Annotated in this window: 15 protein-coding genes; 7 read left to right on the forward strand and 8 right to left on the reverse strand. The window is 72.8% G+C overall.

The window, feature by feature from the left end:
• Positions 1–67 precede the first annotated feature (67 nt).
• The 3 genes from ACFYYB_RS14125 (at position 68) to ACFYYB_RS14135 (ending at position 2,830) form a co-directional block, all read left to right on the forward strand.
• Positions 68–685: a hypothetical protein gene (locus ACFYYB_RS14125; protein WP_389435470.1), complete on the forward strand. Its 618-nt coding sequence runs from the start codon at positions 68–70 to the stop codon at positions 683–685.
• Between the two features lie 97 nt (positions 686–782).
• Positions 783–1,571, forward strand: coding sequence for a hypothetical protein (locus ACFYYB_RS14130; protein ID WP_389435472.1), 789 nt, complete (start codon positions 783–785; stop codon positions 1,569–1,571).
• Positions 1,568–2,830: a histidine kinase dimerization/phospho-acceptor domain-containing protein gene (locus ACFYYB_RS14135; protein ID WP_389435474.1), complete on the forward strand. Its 1,263-nt coding sequence runs from the start codon at positions 1,568–1,570 to the stop codon at positions 2,828–2,830. The genes ACFYYB_RS14130 and ACFYYB_RS14135 overlap by 4 nt, the downstream gene beginning before the upstream one ends.
• 60 nt (positions 2,831–2,890) lie before the next feature.
• On the opposite strand, the gene ACFYYB_RS14140 is transcribed toward ACFYYB_RS14135, so the two are convergent.
• The 3 genes from ACFYYB_RS14140 to ACFYYB_RS14150 all read right to left on the reverse strand — a co-directional run bounded on the left by ACFYYB_RS14140 (position 2,891) and on the right by ACFYYB_RS14150 (position 4,954).
• Positions 2,891–3,175 (reverse strand): hypothetical protein, encoded by a 285-nt coding sequence (locus tag ACFYYB_RS14140; RefSeq protein WP_327304561.1) that lies wholly within the window; start codon positions 3,173–3,175, stop codon positions 2,891–2,893.
• 78 nt (positions 3,176–3,253) lie between these two features.
• Positions 3,254–3,970, reverse strand: coding sequence for a TetR/AcrR family transcriptional regulator (locus ACFYYB_RS14145; protein WP_389435477.1), 717 nt, complete (start codon positions 3,968–3,970; stop codon positions 3,254–3,256).
• A 54-nt stretch (positions 3,971–4,024) separates the two neighbouring features.
• Complete coding sequence (locus tag ACFYYB_RS14150) at positions 4,025–4,954, reverse strand: diiron oxygenase (protein WP_389435479.1); 930 nt, start codon at positions 4,952–4,954, stop codon at positions 4,025–4,027.
• A 191-nt stretch (positions 4,955–5,145) separates the two neighbouring features.
• Here ACFYYB_RS14150 and ACFYYB_RS14155 point away from each other — a divergent pair, with 191 nt between their 5' ends.
• Positions 5,146–6,252: a ferritin-like domain-containing protein gene (locus ACFYYB_RS14155; protein ID WP_389435481.1), complete on the forward strand. Its 1,107-nt coding sequence runs from the start codon at positions 5,146–5,148 to the stop codon at positions 6,250–6,252.
• Positions 6,253–6,279: 27 nt separating this feature from the next.
• On the opposite strand, the gene ACFYYB_RS14160 is transcribed toward ACFYYB_RS14155, so the two are convergent.
• Both ACFYYB_RS14160 and ACFYYB_RS14165 read right to left on the reverse strand, forming a co-directional pair.
• Positions 6,280–7,740: a penicillin-binding transpeptidase domain-containing protein gene (locus ACFYYB_RS14160; protein ID WP_389435483.1), complete on the reverse strand. Its 1,461-nt coding sequence runs from the start codon at positions 7,738–7,740 to the stop codon at positions 6,280–6,282.
• Positions 7,737–9,107: an FtsW/RodA/SpoVE family cell cycle protein gene (locus tag ACFYYB_RS14165; protein ID WP_389435485.1), complete on the reverse strand. Its 1,371-nt coding sequence runs from the start codon at positions 9,105–9,107 to the stop codon at positions 7,737–7,739. Before ACFYYB_RS14165 ends, ACFYYB_RS14160 begins: the two co-directional genes overlap by 4 nt.
• A 109-nt stretch (positions 9,108–9,216) precedes the next feature.
• Here ACFYYB_RS14165 and ACFYYB_RS14170 point away from each other — a divergent pair, with 109 nt between their 5' ends.
• Positions 9,217–9,606 (forward strand): DUF6325 family protein, encoded by a 390-nt coding sequence (locus tag ACFYYB_RS14170; RefSeq protein WP_266881121.1) that lies wholly within the window; start codon positions 9,217–9,219, stop codon positions 9,604–9,606.
• Complete coding sequence (locus ACFYYB_RS14175; RefSeq protein WP_389435488.1) at positions 9,606–10,106, forward strand: SHOCT domain-containing protein; 501 nt, start codon at positions 9,606–9,608, stop codon at positions 10,104–10,106. The genes ACFYYB_RS14170 and ACFYYB_RS14175 overlap by 1 nt, the downstream gene beginning before the upstream one ends.
• Before the next feature lie 13 nt (positions 10,107–10,119).
• Here the strand turns inward: ACFYYB_RS14175 and ACFYYB_RS14180 are convergent, their stop codons facing one another.
• The gene (locus tag ACFYYB_RS14180; RefSeq protein ID WP_389435490.1) at positions 10,120–10,392 is read right to left on the reverse strand and encodes a hypothetical protein; all 273 of its coding nucleotides are present in this window, start codon (positions 10,390–10,392) and stop codon (positions 10,120–10,122) included.
• On the reverse strand, positions 10,389–11,093 hold the full coding sequence (locus ACFYYB_RS14185) for an RNA polymerase sigma factor (protein WP_389435492.1): 705 nt from the start codon (positions 11,091–11,093) through the stop codon (positions 10,389–10,391). Before ACFYYB_RS14185 ends, ACFYYB_RS14180 begins: the two co-directional genes overlap by 4 nt.
• 188 nt (positions 11,094–11,281) lie before the next feature.
• Here ACFYYB_RS14185 and ACFYYB_RS14190 point away from each other — a divergent pair, with 188 nt between their 5' ends.
• Positions 11,282–12,580, forward strand: a complete 1,299-nt coding sequence (locus tag ACFYYB_RS14190) for an NlpC/P60 family protein (protein ID WP_389435494.1) — start codon at positions 11,282–11,284, stop codon at positions 12,578–12,580.
• Positions 12,581–12,585: 5 nt separating this feature from the next.
• Here ACFYYB_RS14190 and ACFYYB_RS14195 read toward each other — a convergent pair whose 3' ends face one another.
• On the reverse strand, positions 12,586–13,824 hold the full coding sequence (locus tag ACFYYB_RS14195) for a styrene monooxygenase/indole monooxygenase family protein (RefSeq protein WP_389435496.1): 1,239 nt from the start codon (positions 13,822–13,824) through the stop codon (positions 12,586–12,588).
• Between the last annotated feature and the right edge of the window lie 5 nt (positions 13,825–13,829).

The raw sequence follows: 13,829 nt of genomic DNA on the forward strand, positions 1-13,829 counted from the left end.
AACGGCCGGTGCATACGTTTATCCCACCTGGACGGCCCAGGGCCTGACCAGCACCGAAGGACCTCCCGTGAACACCATCAGCCGCAGCCGACGCCCGCTCGTACGCGCCGCCGCCGTGGCCGTGGGTGCCGGCACCCTGCTGGCACTCCCCGCGGCGGCCGCGCTCGCCGACGGGGTGCCGTCGGCTTCCTCCGCGCAGGGCGTGACCGCCCCGCGGACCCTGGTCAAGACCCTGTCCCTGGCCGATGGCGTCTCCACGGCGCACGTGTACCGCGTGGCCAAGGGCGCCTACCAAGCCGACGTCCTGAACCCCGACGGCTCCACGGCCGCCACCCTGATCAGCCGTGACGGCAGCACCGGCTTCGGCGACGCCGGGGAGATGCACCTCGCGCTGCGGTCCGACGGCCGGCTCAGTTCCTGGGCCGGGAGTGGCGGGGCGGCCGGCGGCGGGGACCCCATCATCAGCTCCGGGTACAAGACCGCGAGCCGCGACGGGCGGGTCGTCCCCGCTTCCGCCCCGGGCCCGCGCTCGGGTGCGGGGACCGTCGAGGCGCTGGGTCTGCACACGCTGGCCGACGGCCCGGGTGACGGCATGCTGCTGCTCGCCGCGGGCGGCGGCATCGCGGCGGTCGGCGCCGCCGGGCTGGGTTTCGCGATGCTGCGCCGCGGGCGTACGGACGCGTAGGACCCCCTAGGACCCCCTCCCATCGGCCCTGACGCGTGCCCCCGCGCGCGGGCTCACGGGCAGAAACGATGCGGCTCTGCCTACTGTGGACGGGCACATGCTCATGGGAGAGGAGGGCGGACGGGTGATCGGATCCGTTCCCTCCGGCGGCCCCCGGCGCCGAGGTCGCCGGGCCGCGCTGCTCGCCGTCCTGCTGCTGCCGCTGGCCGGCGCCTGCGGTGACACCGGCGAGCTGGCCGGTGCCGGGGCGACCCCGACCGCGAGCGGGCCCGTACATCTGTGGCCGGGGCGCGCGGGGGCCGTCGTACCGCCCGCCGATCCCGGGGGCGCGCCGCCCGAGTACGTGCCCGGAATCGCGCCCGTCCGGGACCAGAACGTGCACGGGATCGACCCGGCGACGCTGGTGCAGGCGGAGCTGCGGGCCCATCCGAACGTGCAGACCGGTCCCGACGGGATGCCGCCCGAGACCATCGCCGCGATCGAGGCCTGCGGGGCGGACGGGTCCGATCCGAAGAAGTGTCCGGTGCTGACGCCCTACTACCGGGACCTCACCGGCAACGGCAAGGACGAGCTGATCGTCGGCATCGAGTACCCGGAGCAGCAGATGTCCGTGCGCGTGTACACGGCGGACACCGAGGGCCGGCTCAACCGGATCATGGCGACGACCGACACCGTCATCAGCGTCGAGCTCGCCGGGCGGGACGTGATCCTGCGCGTCCCGAGCGGCAACGCCGGCTACGAGGTGAACACCACCTGGTCCTGGGACGAGACGCAGCGCTCGATGCTGCCGACGTGGGAGCAGATCGTACGGGTGCCCGGCAGCACCGGGCCGGCCAAGGCCCCGGCGCCGTCCCCGAGCCCCGACGCGCCGGGAGCGGCGCGGTGAGGCTCCGGCTGCCCTCGTGGACGGCGACGCTGACCTGGAAGTCGGCGTGCTTCATCGTGCTGATGTGCTGCTCGCTCGCGGCGGTGCTGGGCGTGCTCGTGCACGTGGAGGTGACCCGGCAGACCGTGGCGACGGCCCGCGAGAAGGCGCTGGGCAAGCTGACCGACGCCTCGCGCGCCTACGAGGCCGGCGAGGTGCTGCCGCCGGAGTCCGGGCTGGATCCGGCCGGGCTGCCGGACCGGCTGCGCGCGCTGGCCCTGGCCGGGCAGCGCGGGACGCTCGTGGCGAAGGACCCGAAGGACGGGGACCGGCAGCTGATGTGGGCGGCGGCCCCGGCGGACGGCAAGGCGCTGGCCGTGGCCGTCGACTTCGGGCAGAGCGCACGGACGATCACCGGGCTGGACAACGCGATCATCGGCTCGTCGGTGCTGGCCATCGGCGGGACGCTGCTGGTGGGCGCCTTCGCGGTGACGCGGGTGACGCGGCGGCTGCACCAGACGGCGACCGTGGCCCGCCGGATCACCCAGGGCGACCTGGACGCACGGGTCGGGGATCCGCGGACGAAGGACTCCTCGCGGCACCAGGACGAGGTGGCGACGGTGGCGGCGGCCCTGGACACCATGGCGGGCAGCCTGCAGACGAAGCTCCAGCGCGAGCAGCGGTTCACGGCGGACGTGGCGCACGAGCTGCGCACTCCGCTGACCGGTCTGCAGGCGGCCTCCGAGCTGCTTCCGGAGGGGCGGGCGACGGAGCTGGTCCAGGAGCGGGTGCGCACGATGCGCCAGCTGACGGAGGACCTGCTGGAGATCTCCCGGCTCGACTCGGGCAGCGAGGTGGTGGAGACGGACCTGCACCAGCTCGGACGCCTCGCGCGGCGGGTGGTGCGGGCGTCGGGGACCGACACCGAGGTGGTCGTGGTGCGGGACGCTCACGTGGAGACGGACCGGCGGCGCCTCGAGCGGGTGCTGGGAAACCTGGTCGCCAATGCCCACAAGCACGGGCGGGCTCCGGTGGTGATGACGGTGGACGGGCCGGTGGTGACCGTACGAGACCACGGTGACGGCTATCCCGATTACCTCGTGACCCACGGGCCCCAGCGGTTCCGCACCGGGGGCGGGAGCAAGGGGCACGGGCTCGGGCTGACCATCGCGGTGGGACAGGCGGAGGTCATCGGGGCCCGGCTGGTGTTCCGGCAGGCGGCGGACGCGGGAGGCGGGGCGGAGGCCGTACTCACCCTGGTCGAGGCCCGGCTGCCGTGAGGTGACGCCCGGCCTCCCCGAGGTGACGCCCGGCCTCCGTGAGGCGACCCCCGGCGTCCGTCACTCCCCCGGCGCCGCCGGCGGGGTCGGCTTCGTCCAGGGCCAGCGGAGCTTCGGCTTCTGGCCGTCCGGGGCGTAGACGTACTTCCAGCCCCGCTGCAGGCCCAGGCGCTTGGAGTACCCCGCCGGGACGCGCTCGTAGAGCAGCACCGTGGGGGCGCCGCCGTCCGGGGCCGGGACCGGGATCTCGTACCACTTGGACGGGTGGCCGGTCGGGCCGAGGAGGATCGGCAGGCTCCGGCCGTCCATCGGACCGCCCTCGAAGGGGGTGGGTTGGCTTCTCACCCCTCCAGTCTCACAGCTTCTCGGACGTCACAGCGGTTCGGGGGGCGCAGCGGTTCAGGAGTCACAGCGGTTCGGGAGTCACAGCAGGTGGGCCGCCTCGGAGACCACCGGGATCACACGCCGGGCCAGGACCCCCACCGGACCGTCCGCCGATTCGAGCGCGAGGGCGGCACGGGCCGCCGCGGCCGTCTCCGGGTCGGTGGCGGCCGTGGCCGTGAGGAGGGCGATGAACTGGTCCACCAGCCAGTCCCGGAGCGATTCGGTCTCCGGCTGCTTGCCCTCGTCGATCCAGATCAGCGAGGCGGCCTCGACCGCCGTGATCCAGGTGCGCACCATCATGCGCAGGCGCGGGCCGGGGGCCGGCACGCCGAGGTGGAAGAGGATCGCCTCGGCGGCGGCCCGGCGGATTCCGTCGACGGTGGCGGTGGTGCGGGAGGTTTCGACCACGCTGCCGCCCTGGAGGAGGGCGGAAAAGCCGGCGTCGTGTTCGTCGACGAAGGCGAGGTACCGGTCCAGGGCCCGGGAGAGCCGCCGGGTCAGGGGACCGGCCTGGGGTTCGGCGAAGCAGAGCCGCAGGACGTCGGCGGCCGAGCCGAGGGCGGCCTCGTAGAGCTGTTGCTTGCCGCCGGGGAAGTAGCGGTAGACCAGGGGGCGCGAGACGCCCGCGGCCTCGGCCACGTCGTCGAGGGAGACCTCCTCCGGCGCCCGGTGTGCGAACAACGTCAGGGCCGCGTCGAGGAGCTGGGCCCGGCGCTCCTCGACGCTCATCCTGCGGTACGCCCGTACGGCTGTCATGTCCGCAGGGTAGCCCCACCCCGCGGCCCTGGGGTGAGGGCTGTTCAGGCGGGTTCAGGCCAGGAGGCCCGAGCTCTTCCAGAGCCTGCGGCCGGCTCCGCGCAGCACGCCTATGTCGTCCAGGAAGTCGGTGAGCCGCTTGGCTCCGGTCTGCATGACCTCCCGGCGGTGGCCGCTCGCCTTGACCTGGGCGAGTGCCTCGCGCCGGTCGAGGCCGATGTTGTCGTAGACCTGGGGGTTCACGAAGGCCTGGGAGAAGACCCGGGCGGCCTGGCCGCAGCTGACGCGGGTCAGTTCCTGCTCCCAGCGCGGGGCGGTGAGCATCTGGCGCCGCAACTCCTCGCGGGCGTAGCGGACGTGGCGCGCCTCCTCGATGACGTGGATGCGGGTGACTCCGCGCACGAGGGGCTGGACGCGCTCGTCCGGGAAGGTCAGGCGCTGCATCCAGTCGAGGACCTCCTCGCCGAGGAGGGTGCAGGCGAAGGAGCCGGGGGTGGTGGAGACGGTCTTCAGGACGCGGGCGAGGTTGTGGTTGGTCCGGGAGACCTGGTACTCGGGGGCGCCGCCCGTCTTGATCATGCGGGCGAACATCATCGAGTGGCGGCACTCGTCGGCGATCTCGGTGAGCGCGTACCGGACGTGATTGCTGGTCAGGGACTTGTCGTAGATGTGCCGGGTGAGCAGCTGCATCAGGATGATCTCGAACCAGATGCCCAGCGAGCCGAGGGCCGCCGCCTCGTGGCGGGAGAGTTCGATGCGCTGCTCCTCGCCCATCTTCTTCCAGAGCGGGGTGTCGAAGAGGGAGAGCAGCTCGGGCGGCCAGTAGTACTTGCCGTCGATGGGCGGGGCGTCCCAGTCGAGTTCCTTGTCGGGGTCGAAGGAGTGCTTCTCCGAGGATTCGAGTAGCCGCTCGGCGATCTGCTCGCGGTCCTTGAGCAGGCCGAGGGCGTCGCGGAGCTCGGCTCGTTCGGTCACGGTGGTCATGGCTTCGGACACCTCGTCGTCGAGTTACCGGCGGTCACCTCTTATGAGACTGCTTGTCAGCAAGACCGTCAATCCCCCGCACACGACTTGTTGACCGCACGTCTACCAACGTGTGACGCTGCCAACTGTCCGGTCCCGTAAGGAAGTACGCGGCTACGCCATGCGCGGTTACGTGAGACGAGGGGGCGTCAGTGTCGACGCACGAGCTCTACACCAACGATCCGGGCGAGACCGTCTGGCCGGTGCCCGCATCCGGCAACGCCCGTTTCAGCTGGGAGTACGACGGCGGCCGCGAGCGGCTGCTGGCCCTGTACCAGAAGGGCAAGGACAAGCAGTGGGACGGCGCCAAGCGCATCGACTGGGACATCGAGGTGGACCCGTACGATCCCCTGGGCACCCCCGACGAGGCGCTTCCGCTGCACGGCACCCGCCACTGGGCCAAGCTCACCGAGCGGGACCGGGGCGAGCTGCGCCGGCACTACAGCGCATGGAACTTCAGCCAGTTCCTGCACGGCGAGCAGGGCGCGATGGTGTGCGCGGCGCGCATCGTCGAGTCGGTGCCGGACCTGGACGCCAAGTTCTACTCCGCCACGCAGACCATGGACGAGGCCCGGCACGCGGAGATCTTCGGGCGCTTCCTGCACGAGAAGATCGGGATGCTCTACCCGATCAACGACAGCCTGCAGGGACTGCTCGGCGACACCCTGCGCGACTCCCGCTGGGACATGCCGTACCTGGGCATGCAGGTGCTCATCGAGGGGCTGGCGCTGGCCGCCTTCGGGATGATCCGCGACACCACGAACAAGCCGCTGCCCAAGCAGATCCTGGCCTACGTGATGCAGGACGAGGCACGCCACGTGGCGTTCGGGCGGATGGCCCTGCGCGACTACTACAAGCAGTTGTCGGACGCCGAGCTGCGCCAGCGCGAGGAGTTCGTGATCGAGGGCTGCTACCTGATGCGGGACCGGCTGCGCGGGGTGGAGGTGCTGGAGAACTTCGGCATCTCGCGCACGGAGGCGGAGGAGTTCAGCGAGCGCTCCGAGTTCCTGGCGCTCTTCCGCAAGCTGCTGTTCAGCCGGATCGTGCCGTGCGTGAAGGACATCGGGCTGTGGGGCGAGCGGCTGCAGAAGGCGTACCTGGACATGGGGGTCTTCGAGATGGGGAACTCCAACCTGGACCTGCTGATGAGCCAGGACGAGGAGATCGCCGAGGCCCTCGACCGGGAGCGGTTCGCGGCCGAGGAGGAGCAGCGGGTGGCGGAGGTCGCGGAGACCATCACGGAGGGCGCGGGCGGGTAGGGCCGGGGACGGCGAACGCGTACGGGGTCACCGGGCGGACAGCGCCGCCTCCATCACCGCCCGGGCGATCGGCGCCGCGGCGCCGTTGCCGCTGATGTCCCCGCGGACGGCCGACGCGTCCTCGACGACCACCGCGACCGCGACGGCCGGCGGCCGGCCGCCCTCGGGCGCGGCCCAGGAGATGAACCAGGCGTACGGGGTCCCCGCGTTGCCGACCCCGTGCTGGGCCGTGCCGGTCTTGCCGCCGACCACGGCGCCGGGGATCGCCGCGTTGCGGCCCGTGCCGTTCTCCACCACCTTCACCATCAGCTCCTGCATCCGCATCGCGGTCAGCGGGGTCATGGCCCGGCCGAGACTGTGCTGGTCGGCCCGGCGGACCGGGTCGCCATCGTCCTGGGTCGTACGGTCCACCAGGTAGGGGGCCTTGAGCTCCCCGCCGTTGGCGACGGCCGCCGCCACCATCGCCATCTGGAGCGGGGTGGCCTTGGTGTTGAACTGCCCGATCGAGGACAGGGCCAGCTGGTCGGGGCTCATGTCGGTGTCGAAGTTCGACCGGGACACCCAGGCGGGCACCCGCAGCCCGGCGTCGTTGAACCCGAACCGCCGGGCCGCCTCGGTCATCCCGCGCAGCCCGACCCGTACGCCGATCTTCGCCATCACCGTGTTGCACGACCACTGGATCGCGTCCGCCATCGAGGCGTCGGCGCAGCCCGTGCCCGCGTTCGGCAGCAGGGTGCTGGTGCCGGGCAGCGGGTACGGGTCCGGGGTCTCGGTCGGCGCGTCCACGTCCGTGACCACGCCGGCGTCGAGGGCGGCGGCGGCCGTCACGATCTTGAAGGTGGAGCCGGGCGGGTACGTCTCGCGCAGCGCGCGGTTGAGCATCGGCTTGGCGGGGTCCGCGTTGAGCTTCTCCCAGGCCGCCTTGACCCCCGGCCCGGTGCCGGAGAGCACCGCCGGGTCGTAGGAGGGGCTGCTGACCAGCGCGAGGATCCTTCCCGTGGACGGCTCCACGGCGGCGACGGCGCCCCGCTTGCCGGCGAGCCCTGTGTACGCGGCCAGCTGCATCTTCGCCCGGATGGTGGTGGCGGCGTTGCCGCCGCCGGGGCGGCCGCGCGAGAGCTCGTACCAGAGCGGGAAGGCCGACAGTCCGGGGTCGGTGCCGGAGAGGACCGGGTCCTCGGCGCGTTCCAGGAAGCTGGTCCCGTAGGTCTGGGAGGCGAAGCCGGTCACGGGTGCGTAGAGCGGGCCGTTCTTGTACGTGCGCTCGTAGCGCAGGGTCTGGCGGCTGTCCCGGGAGCCGGTGACGGGACGGCCGTCGACGGTGATGTCCCCGCGCGGTTCGGCGTACCGCGCGATGGCGGGGCGCTTGTTGGCCGGGTTCGCGCCGTAGCCGGCGGCCTCCCAGACCTGCACGCGGCCGACATTGACCAGCAGGGCGACGAGCAGCAGGGCGCAGAAGTACGCGCACCAGCGGATGTAGCGGATCACGCGTCGGCCTCCTCGGCCGGTCCGGGCCTGCGGGCGCTGTCGCTGAGCCGGACGAGGAGGGCGACGATGATCCAGTTGGTGACCACGGAGGAGCCGCCCTGGGCGAGGAAGGGCATGGCCATGCCGGTCAGCGGGATCAGACCGGTGACTCCGCCGGCGATGACGAACACCTGGAGCGCGACGATCGAGGCGAGTCCGGTGGCGAGGAGCCGCCCGAACGGGTCGCGCAGCGCCAGCCCGGTCCGGAAACCGCGGGCGACGAGGAGCCCGTAGAGGAGCAGGATCGCGGTGAGGCCGACGAGGCCGAGCTCCTCCCCGGCGGTGGCGAGGATGAAGTCCGATTTGGCGGCGAACCCGATGAGGAAGGACTGGCCGTGGCCGAGCCCGGCGCCGAGCAGCCCACCGGCCCCGAAGGCGAAGAGGGACTGGGCGAGCTGGCCGGGGCCGTCGCCGCGCTCGATGGAGGCGAAAGGATTCAGCCAGTCGTCCACACGGCTGTGCACGTGCGGCTCGAACGTCCCGACGGCGTACGCGCCCACGGCGGCGAGCAGCAGCCCGATGGCGATCCAGCCGATCCGGCCGGTGGCCGTGAACAGCATGATCACGAAGAGGCCGAAGAAGAGCAGCGAGGTCCCGAGGTCGCGCTCCAGGACGAGCACGCCGACCGAGAGCAGCCAGATGGCCAGGATCGGGCCGAGCACCCGGCCGGGCAGCAGCCTCAGCTTCCAGAAGAGGGTGCGCCCGGTGAGGGCCAGGGCCGTGCGGTTCGCCGCGAGGTAGGAGGCGAAGAAGACGGCCAGCAGGATCTTGGCGAACTCCCCCGGCTGGAAGGAGAGCCCGGCGAACCGGATCCAGATGTGCGCGCCGTTCACGGCCGGGAAGAAGACGGGCACCAGCATCAGAACCAGCGCGAGGGCGACGGACAGGTACGCGTACTTCTGCAGCACCCGGTGGTCGCGCAGCAGCGCGACGGCGACCACGAAGAGCACCACCCCGAGGGCGGACCAGCGCAGTTGCTCGCCGGCGGTGGCGTTGCCGGGGGTGGTGACGTCGAGGCGCTGGATGAGGACGAGCCCGAGGCCGTTGAGCAGGACGGCGATCGGGAGCAGCAGCGGATCGGCGTACGGGGCGTACAGCCGGACGGCGAGGTGGGCGACGAGCGCGGCCACGGCGAGGCCGGCGGCGTAGTGGGCGGCGGGTGCCGGGATCCGGCCGGTGGTGGTGAGCCCCACGTAGAGGTGGCCGATGACGGCGATCAGGACGGCGCCGAAGAGCAGCGACAGCTCGACTCCACGACGCTTGGGCGCGCGGGCATCGGGTGGCGGTGGCGGGGCGGGTTCCGTCACCTTCGCCGTCAGAGCGGTCATACGGGGAAACGTAGCAAGGAGGCGGGCCGTATGTCCGCTTATGTCATAGTGTGCCGAAGAGTCGTCAGAACTGGTCGGAAATGAAGTAGCGGATCAGGAGTCTCCCCTCATGGGACCTGCGGAGTTCATCGTCCTGGCCTTTCCGGAAGAACAGCTACGGGTCGCGGCGGTCGAGGCGGTGATGGGGCTGCGCAAGGCCGGGGTCGTGCGGCTGATCGACGGGCTGGTGGCCACCAAGACCGCCGGCGGCGAGGTGCTGTCGGCGGAGTTCGACGAGTTCGTCGAACTCCGGGGCCTGCTCGCCCACCGGGAGGCGGCCCCGCTGATCGGCCCCGAGGACGTCAGGGAATCGGCCGAACTGATGGACCGCGGCAGCTGCGCCCTCCTCCTGGTCGTCGAGCACGTCTGGGCCGAGGACGCCGCCATCGCCGTCCGCGCGGCGGGCGGCCGGATCGCCGGAGCGGTCCGCCTCCCGGCCGACCGGCTGGGGGTGGCCTGATGTTCATCCGCCCCATCGGTTCCGTGGTGAACCCCTCCCGGCGCCCCACGGGCCACCCCCTGCTGCGCGGAATCCTGGCGCGCGGAGCCTACGTGTGGGACGCGGCCCAGCACCCGGCGGCGGCCGCCCCACAGCCCGGGGACGACAGGGCCCCGGGCACGGCACCGGGCACGGCACCAGGCACGGCAGCGGACACGGTTCCGACTCCGGCACCGGGCACAGCCCCGCCCCCCGGCACGACTCCGGCCCCGGGCGCGACCCCGGCTCCGGCTCCGGGCGCGCACCCCGGTCCGGCCCCCTCGTCCCCGACGGCCCCCTCCGCCCACCGGGAGCCCGCTGCCGCCCGCCCGGCTCCCCACACCGGCCAGGGGGGTGCCGTACCGGCCCCTCCCGGGGCCGATCTGACGGACCGACTGACCCAGCTGGCCGCGCTGGCCCGCGAAGGACTGCTCACCCCGGAGGAGTTCTCGGCGGCCAAGGCCCGGCTCCTGGCCGACTGACCGGCCCGGTCGCCTACTCCTGGGGAAGACCCTTCAGCCCCTCCGGTTTCCGCAGCGCGATCAGACCCCCGGCCGCCCTCACCGCCTTCAGGATCCCCGCCGCGCCGGCCGCCCCCACCACCCTCGTCACCCGCGCCGCCGTCCCGACGGCCATCGGTATTCGCGGTCTCCGGGCAGGCCGGCCGGCGACGAGGTCCACCCCGCCCCCGGACCCCGCCCGGTCGGCGGCTATCGCCACGAGCTCCGTCTTCAGACGCGCCTCGAACGCGGTGGGCCTGCTGCTCATCGTGCTACCTCCAAGTGCTGCGCCGCGGCGGAGGCGGCGGGATCGGCCGGAGTCCGCAGCGCGCGCCGGGCGCGGTGCAGGCGGACCCTGATGGTGGCCTGGGTGACACCGAGGGCCTGGGCGGCCTCGGCCGGGGTGAGGCCGTCGATCACGACCAGGTCGAGCGCGGCCCGCAGGGGCTCCGACAGGGCGGCATGCCGCTCGGCCAGGTCGCGGAAGGCCCGCTGTGCGTCTATCCGTTCCTCCAGGGCCGCCACGTCCTGGTCGTCGAGCAGCCTCCGGCCGCTGAGCCGTTGCATCGCACCGCGCTCGCGGGCACCCTCACGGGCGTGGCTCGCCAGGACGTTGCGCGCGATGCCGTAGAGCCACGCGATCGGCACTCCCCTGTCGGGCCGGTAGCCCGCCACGTCCTTCAAGGCGGCGAGGAAGATGTCGGCCGTGAGGTCCGCCGCCAGGTGCGGGTCGGCGACCCGCCGGGTGACGAACCCGAGCACGGCGTCGATGTGTTCCTCGTAGAACGCGCCGAACCCCTCCGGCGTCCGGAGATCCAGTGGCCCGGGATCCGGTGGCCTGCGATCCGGTGGCCCGGCCCCCGCCCACCCGGCGCCCTTCCCCCTGCTCGCCGCCCGCGCGCCGCCCGCCTTCGGTCCGCCCGCCTGCGTGGCGCCCGCCCCCGCGCCGTTCTCGTGTGCGCTGTTCACCCGGTCCTCCCCTGGTTCGCGAGGCCCCGTCGGCCCCTCACCCCGTACTTGGCGAAAGCCGCGTCAAGCGTTTCATCGGGTGCGGCCGGCGGGCGTACGCCGACCGGGTGAGCGGCGCGGCACGGCCGCCCCGGGTGGGCGATTTGTCATACCGCACATGGCAGCATCGGCCGCCAGGAGGTGACCTCATGTCACGACGACGCAGACGTCGGCTGCTTCGCGCCGCGTGCCTCGCCGCAGCCCTCGTCACGGCCGGCCCGCTCCCCGTCACCCACGCCGAGCCCACCGCCCCCGTGGCACCGGAAACGCCCTCGGTACCGGAGACCCCCGCAGCACCGGACGCCCCCGACGCCCCCACCGCACCGGACGCCCCCGACAAACCCGCAGAGCCCGTCGGAGTCCTCCTCACCCGCCTCCAAGGCCTCTACCAGAGCGCCGAGCAGGCCACCGAGGCCTACAACGCCGCCGAGACCGCCCTCACCTCCCGGCAGCGCGAGGAGAGCCGGCTCAGCACCGAGCTCGGCAAGGCCCGTACCGCCGTCACCGAGGCCCACGCCACCACGGGCCGGCTGGCGCGCGAGCAGTACAAGGGGGCCCGCGGGTTCTCCCCGTACGCCCGGATGCTGTTCGCCGGGAACCCCCAAGGCGCCCTGGAACAGCGCCGGGTCGCGGAGCGCGAGGGGGCCCGGCGGGCCGCCGCGCTGGAGCGGCTCACCCGGGGCGAGAAGAAGGCAGACCTCCTCGCCACCGCGGCCCGCAAGGCCCTGGACTCCGAGCAGAAGCTGGCCGCGGAGACCAAGAAGCGCAAGGAGGAGGCCTCCGCCCAGCTCAAAGAGGTCGAGCGGATGCTGGCCTCGCTCAGCCCCGCCCAGCTCACCGAGCTGGGCACCCGCGAAGCCGAGGAGACCGCCACCGCCCAGCGGGAGCTGATCGGTTCGGGGAAGCTGGGCAGTGCCGGGCCCCAGCTCCGCACCCCCACCGCGGCCGGCGGCACGGCCCTCACGTACGCGGCCGCCCAGATCGGGAAGCCGTACGTCTGGGGCGCCGAGGGTCCGGCCTCCTTCGACTGTTCCGGGCTGACCTCCCAGGCCTGGGCGCACGCGGGCCGCGAGATCCCGCGGACCAGTCAGGAACAGTGGGCCCGGCTGCCCAGGGTGCCGCTCGACGAGCTGCGCCCCGGCGACCTGGTGGTGTACTTCCCGACCGCGACCCACGTGGCCCTGTACGTCGGCGACGGCAAGGTCATCCAGGCACCCCGGCCGGGCGCGAAGGTGAAGGTCTCGCCGATCGCGGCGAATCCGCTGCTCGGCGCGGTACGGCCGGACCCCGACGGGGCGCCGCTGCGCGCCTTCACCCCGCCGCCGCTGCCCGAAGGTTCTACGGCGGGCGACGACACGGGGTACTCGGAGGCCGGGGCGCCGAAGACGTCCGAGGAATCCGGGGAATCCGAGAAGTCCCGGGAATCCGAGGAATCCGAGAAGTCCTGAGCGCCCTAGGCGCCCGAGACCTCCGCGAGGTAGTCCGCCGCGTCCTCGGGGTCGTAGAAGTACGCGTCGAAGTCGGCCGGGTTGTCGAAGCCGTTGGCGAATCGATCCGCCACCGGCTGGAGCTGCCCGGCCGCGCCGATCAGGTTCAGCACGTGCTCCGGCGGGACGCCGAGCATGGCGTTCGTCCACTGGGTGGCGGGCTTGCCGCTGGTGAACCAGTACTTGTCGAAGGTCGCCTTCATCCACGCCTCGTCGAACGGGTTGTCCCCGTGCATGAGGATCGACGAGAGGTACGAGGCCGCGCACTTGGCGGCGGAGTTCGAACCCTGCCCGGTGATCGGGTCGTTGGCGACGACCACGTCCGCGACGCCCAGGACCAGCCCGCCGCCCGGCAGCCGGCCGATGGGATTGCGGACGACGGGGGCGTAGCGCCCGGCGAGCGTGGCGCCCGCGTCCGTCAGCTCCACCTTCGTCGCCCGCGCGTACTCCCAGGGCGTGAACTTCTCCATCAGGTCCAGCGTCAGCGCGAGGTGGTCCGCCGGGTCCTTCACGCCGCCGAAGACGTCCAGCGGTCCGCCCGGGATCCCTTCCCAGAACAGGATGTCGGCCCGGCCCGAGGTGGTCAGCGTCGGCATCACGAACAGCTCGCCGACGCCCGGGACCAGGTTGCAGCGCACGGCCTCCGTCTCCGGGTGCTCGGGGCGCGGCGCCAGCCCGTGCACGTACGACACGGCGAGCGCGCGCTGCGGGGCGTCGTACGGGGAGCGGGCCGCGTCGCGGGCGAACAGCGAGACCAGCTCGCCCTTGCCGGCCGCGACGAGCACCAGGTCGTACGTGCGGGAGAAGAAGTCCAGGTCGGATACGGACGCCCCGTGGATGACGAGCTGGCCGCCGCGCTGCGCGAAGGTGTCGAGCCAGCCGGCCATCTTCACGCGCTGGTCAACGGACTGGGCGAAGCCCTTCAGCTTGCCGAGCCAGTCGATGGGGCGGCTGCCGTCGGGGGCGGAGACCGAGACGCCCAGACCCTCGATCTTCGGCGCCTGCTGCTCCCAGAAGTTCAGCTGGAGGTCCCGCTCGTGCTGGAGCGCCGTGTCGAACATGCACTGGGTGGACATGACCCGCCCGGTGCGGATCTCGTCCGCCGTCCGGTTGGACATGAGGGTGACCTCGTACCCCTTCGCCTGGAGTCCGAGGGCGAGCTGGAGACCGGACTGGCCGGCGCCGACGACGAGTATCTTGCGCATGTGCA

This window comes from Streptomyces sp. NPDC002886, assembly GCF_042888445.1.
Classification (GTDB): Bacteria; Actinomycetota; Actinomycetes; order Streptomycetales; family Streptomycetaceae; genus Streptomyces.

What these genes read in the sequence shown, in the direction of transcription:
- ACFYYB_RS14175 (WP_389435488.1), top strand. Translation starts at nt 9,606, where the DNA reads ATGTTCATCCGCCCCATCGGTTCCGTGGTGAACCCCTCCCGGCGCCCC.
- ACFYYB_RS14130 (WP_389435472.1), top strand. Translation starts at nt 783, where the DNA reads ATGCTCATGGGAGAGGAGGGCGGACGGGTGATCGGATCCGTTCCCTCC.
- ACFYYB_RS14170 (WP_266881121.1), top strand. Translation starts at nt 9,217, where the DNA reads ATGGGACCTGCGGAGTTCATCGTCCTGGCCTTTCCGGAAGAACAGCTA.
- ACFYYB_RS14150 (WP_389435479.1), bottom strand. Translation starts at nt 4,954, where the DNA reads ATGACCACCGTGACCGAACGAGCCGAGCTCCGCGACGCCCTCGGCCTG.
- ACFYYB_RS14190 (WP_389435494.1), top strand. Translation starts at nt 11,282, where the DNA reads ATGTCACGACGACGCAGACGTCGGCTGCTTCGCGCCGCGTGCCTCGCC.
- ACFYYB_RS14145 (WP_389435477.1), bottom strand. Translation starts at nt 3,970, where the DNA reads ATGACAGCCGTACGGGCGTACCGCAGGATGAGCGTCGAGGAGCGCCGG.
- ACFYYB_RS14180 (WP_389435490.1), bottom strand. Translation starts at nt 10,392, where the DNA reads ATGAGCAGCAGGCCCACCGCGTTCGAGGCGCGTCTGAAGACGGAGCTC.
- ACFYYB_RS14165 (WP_389435485.1), bottom strand. Translation starts at nt 9,107, where the DNA reads ATGACCGCTCTGACGGCGAAGGTGACGGAACCCGCCCCGCCACCGCCA.
- ACFYYB_RS14195 (WP_389435496.1), bottom strand. Translation starts at nt 13,824, where the DNA reads ATGCGCAAGATACTCGTCGTCGGCGCCGGCCAGTCCGGTCTCCAGCTC.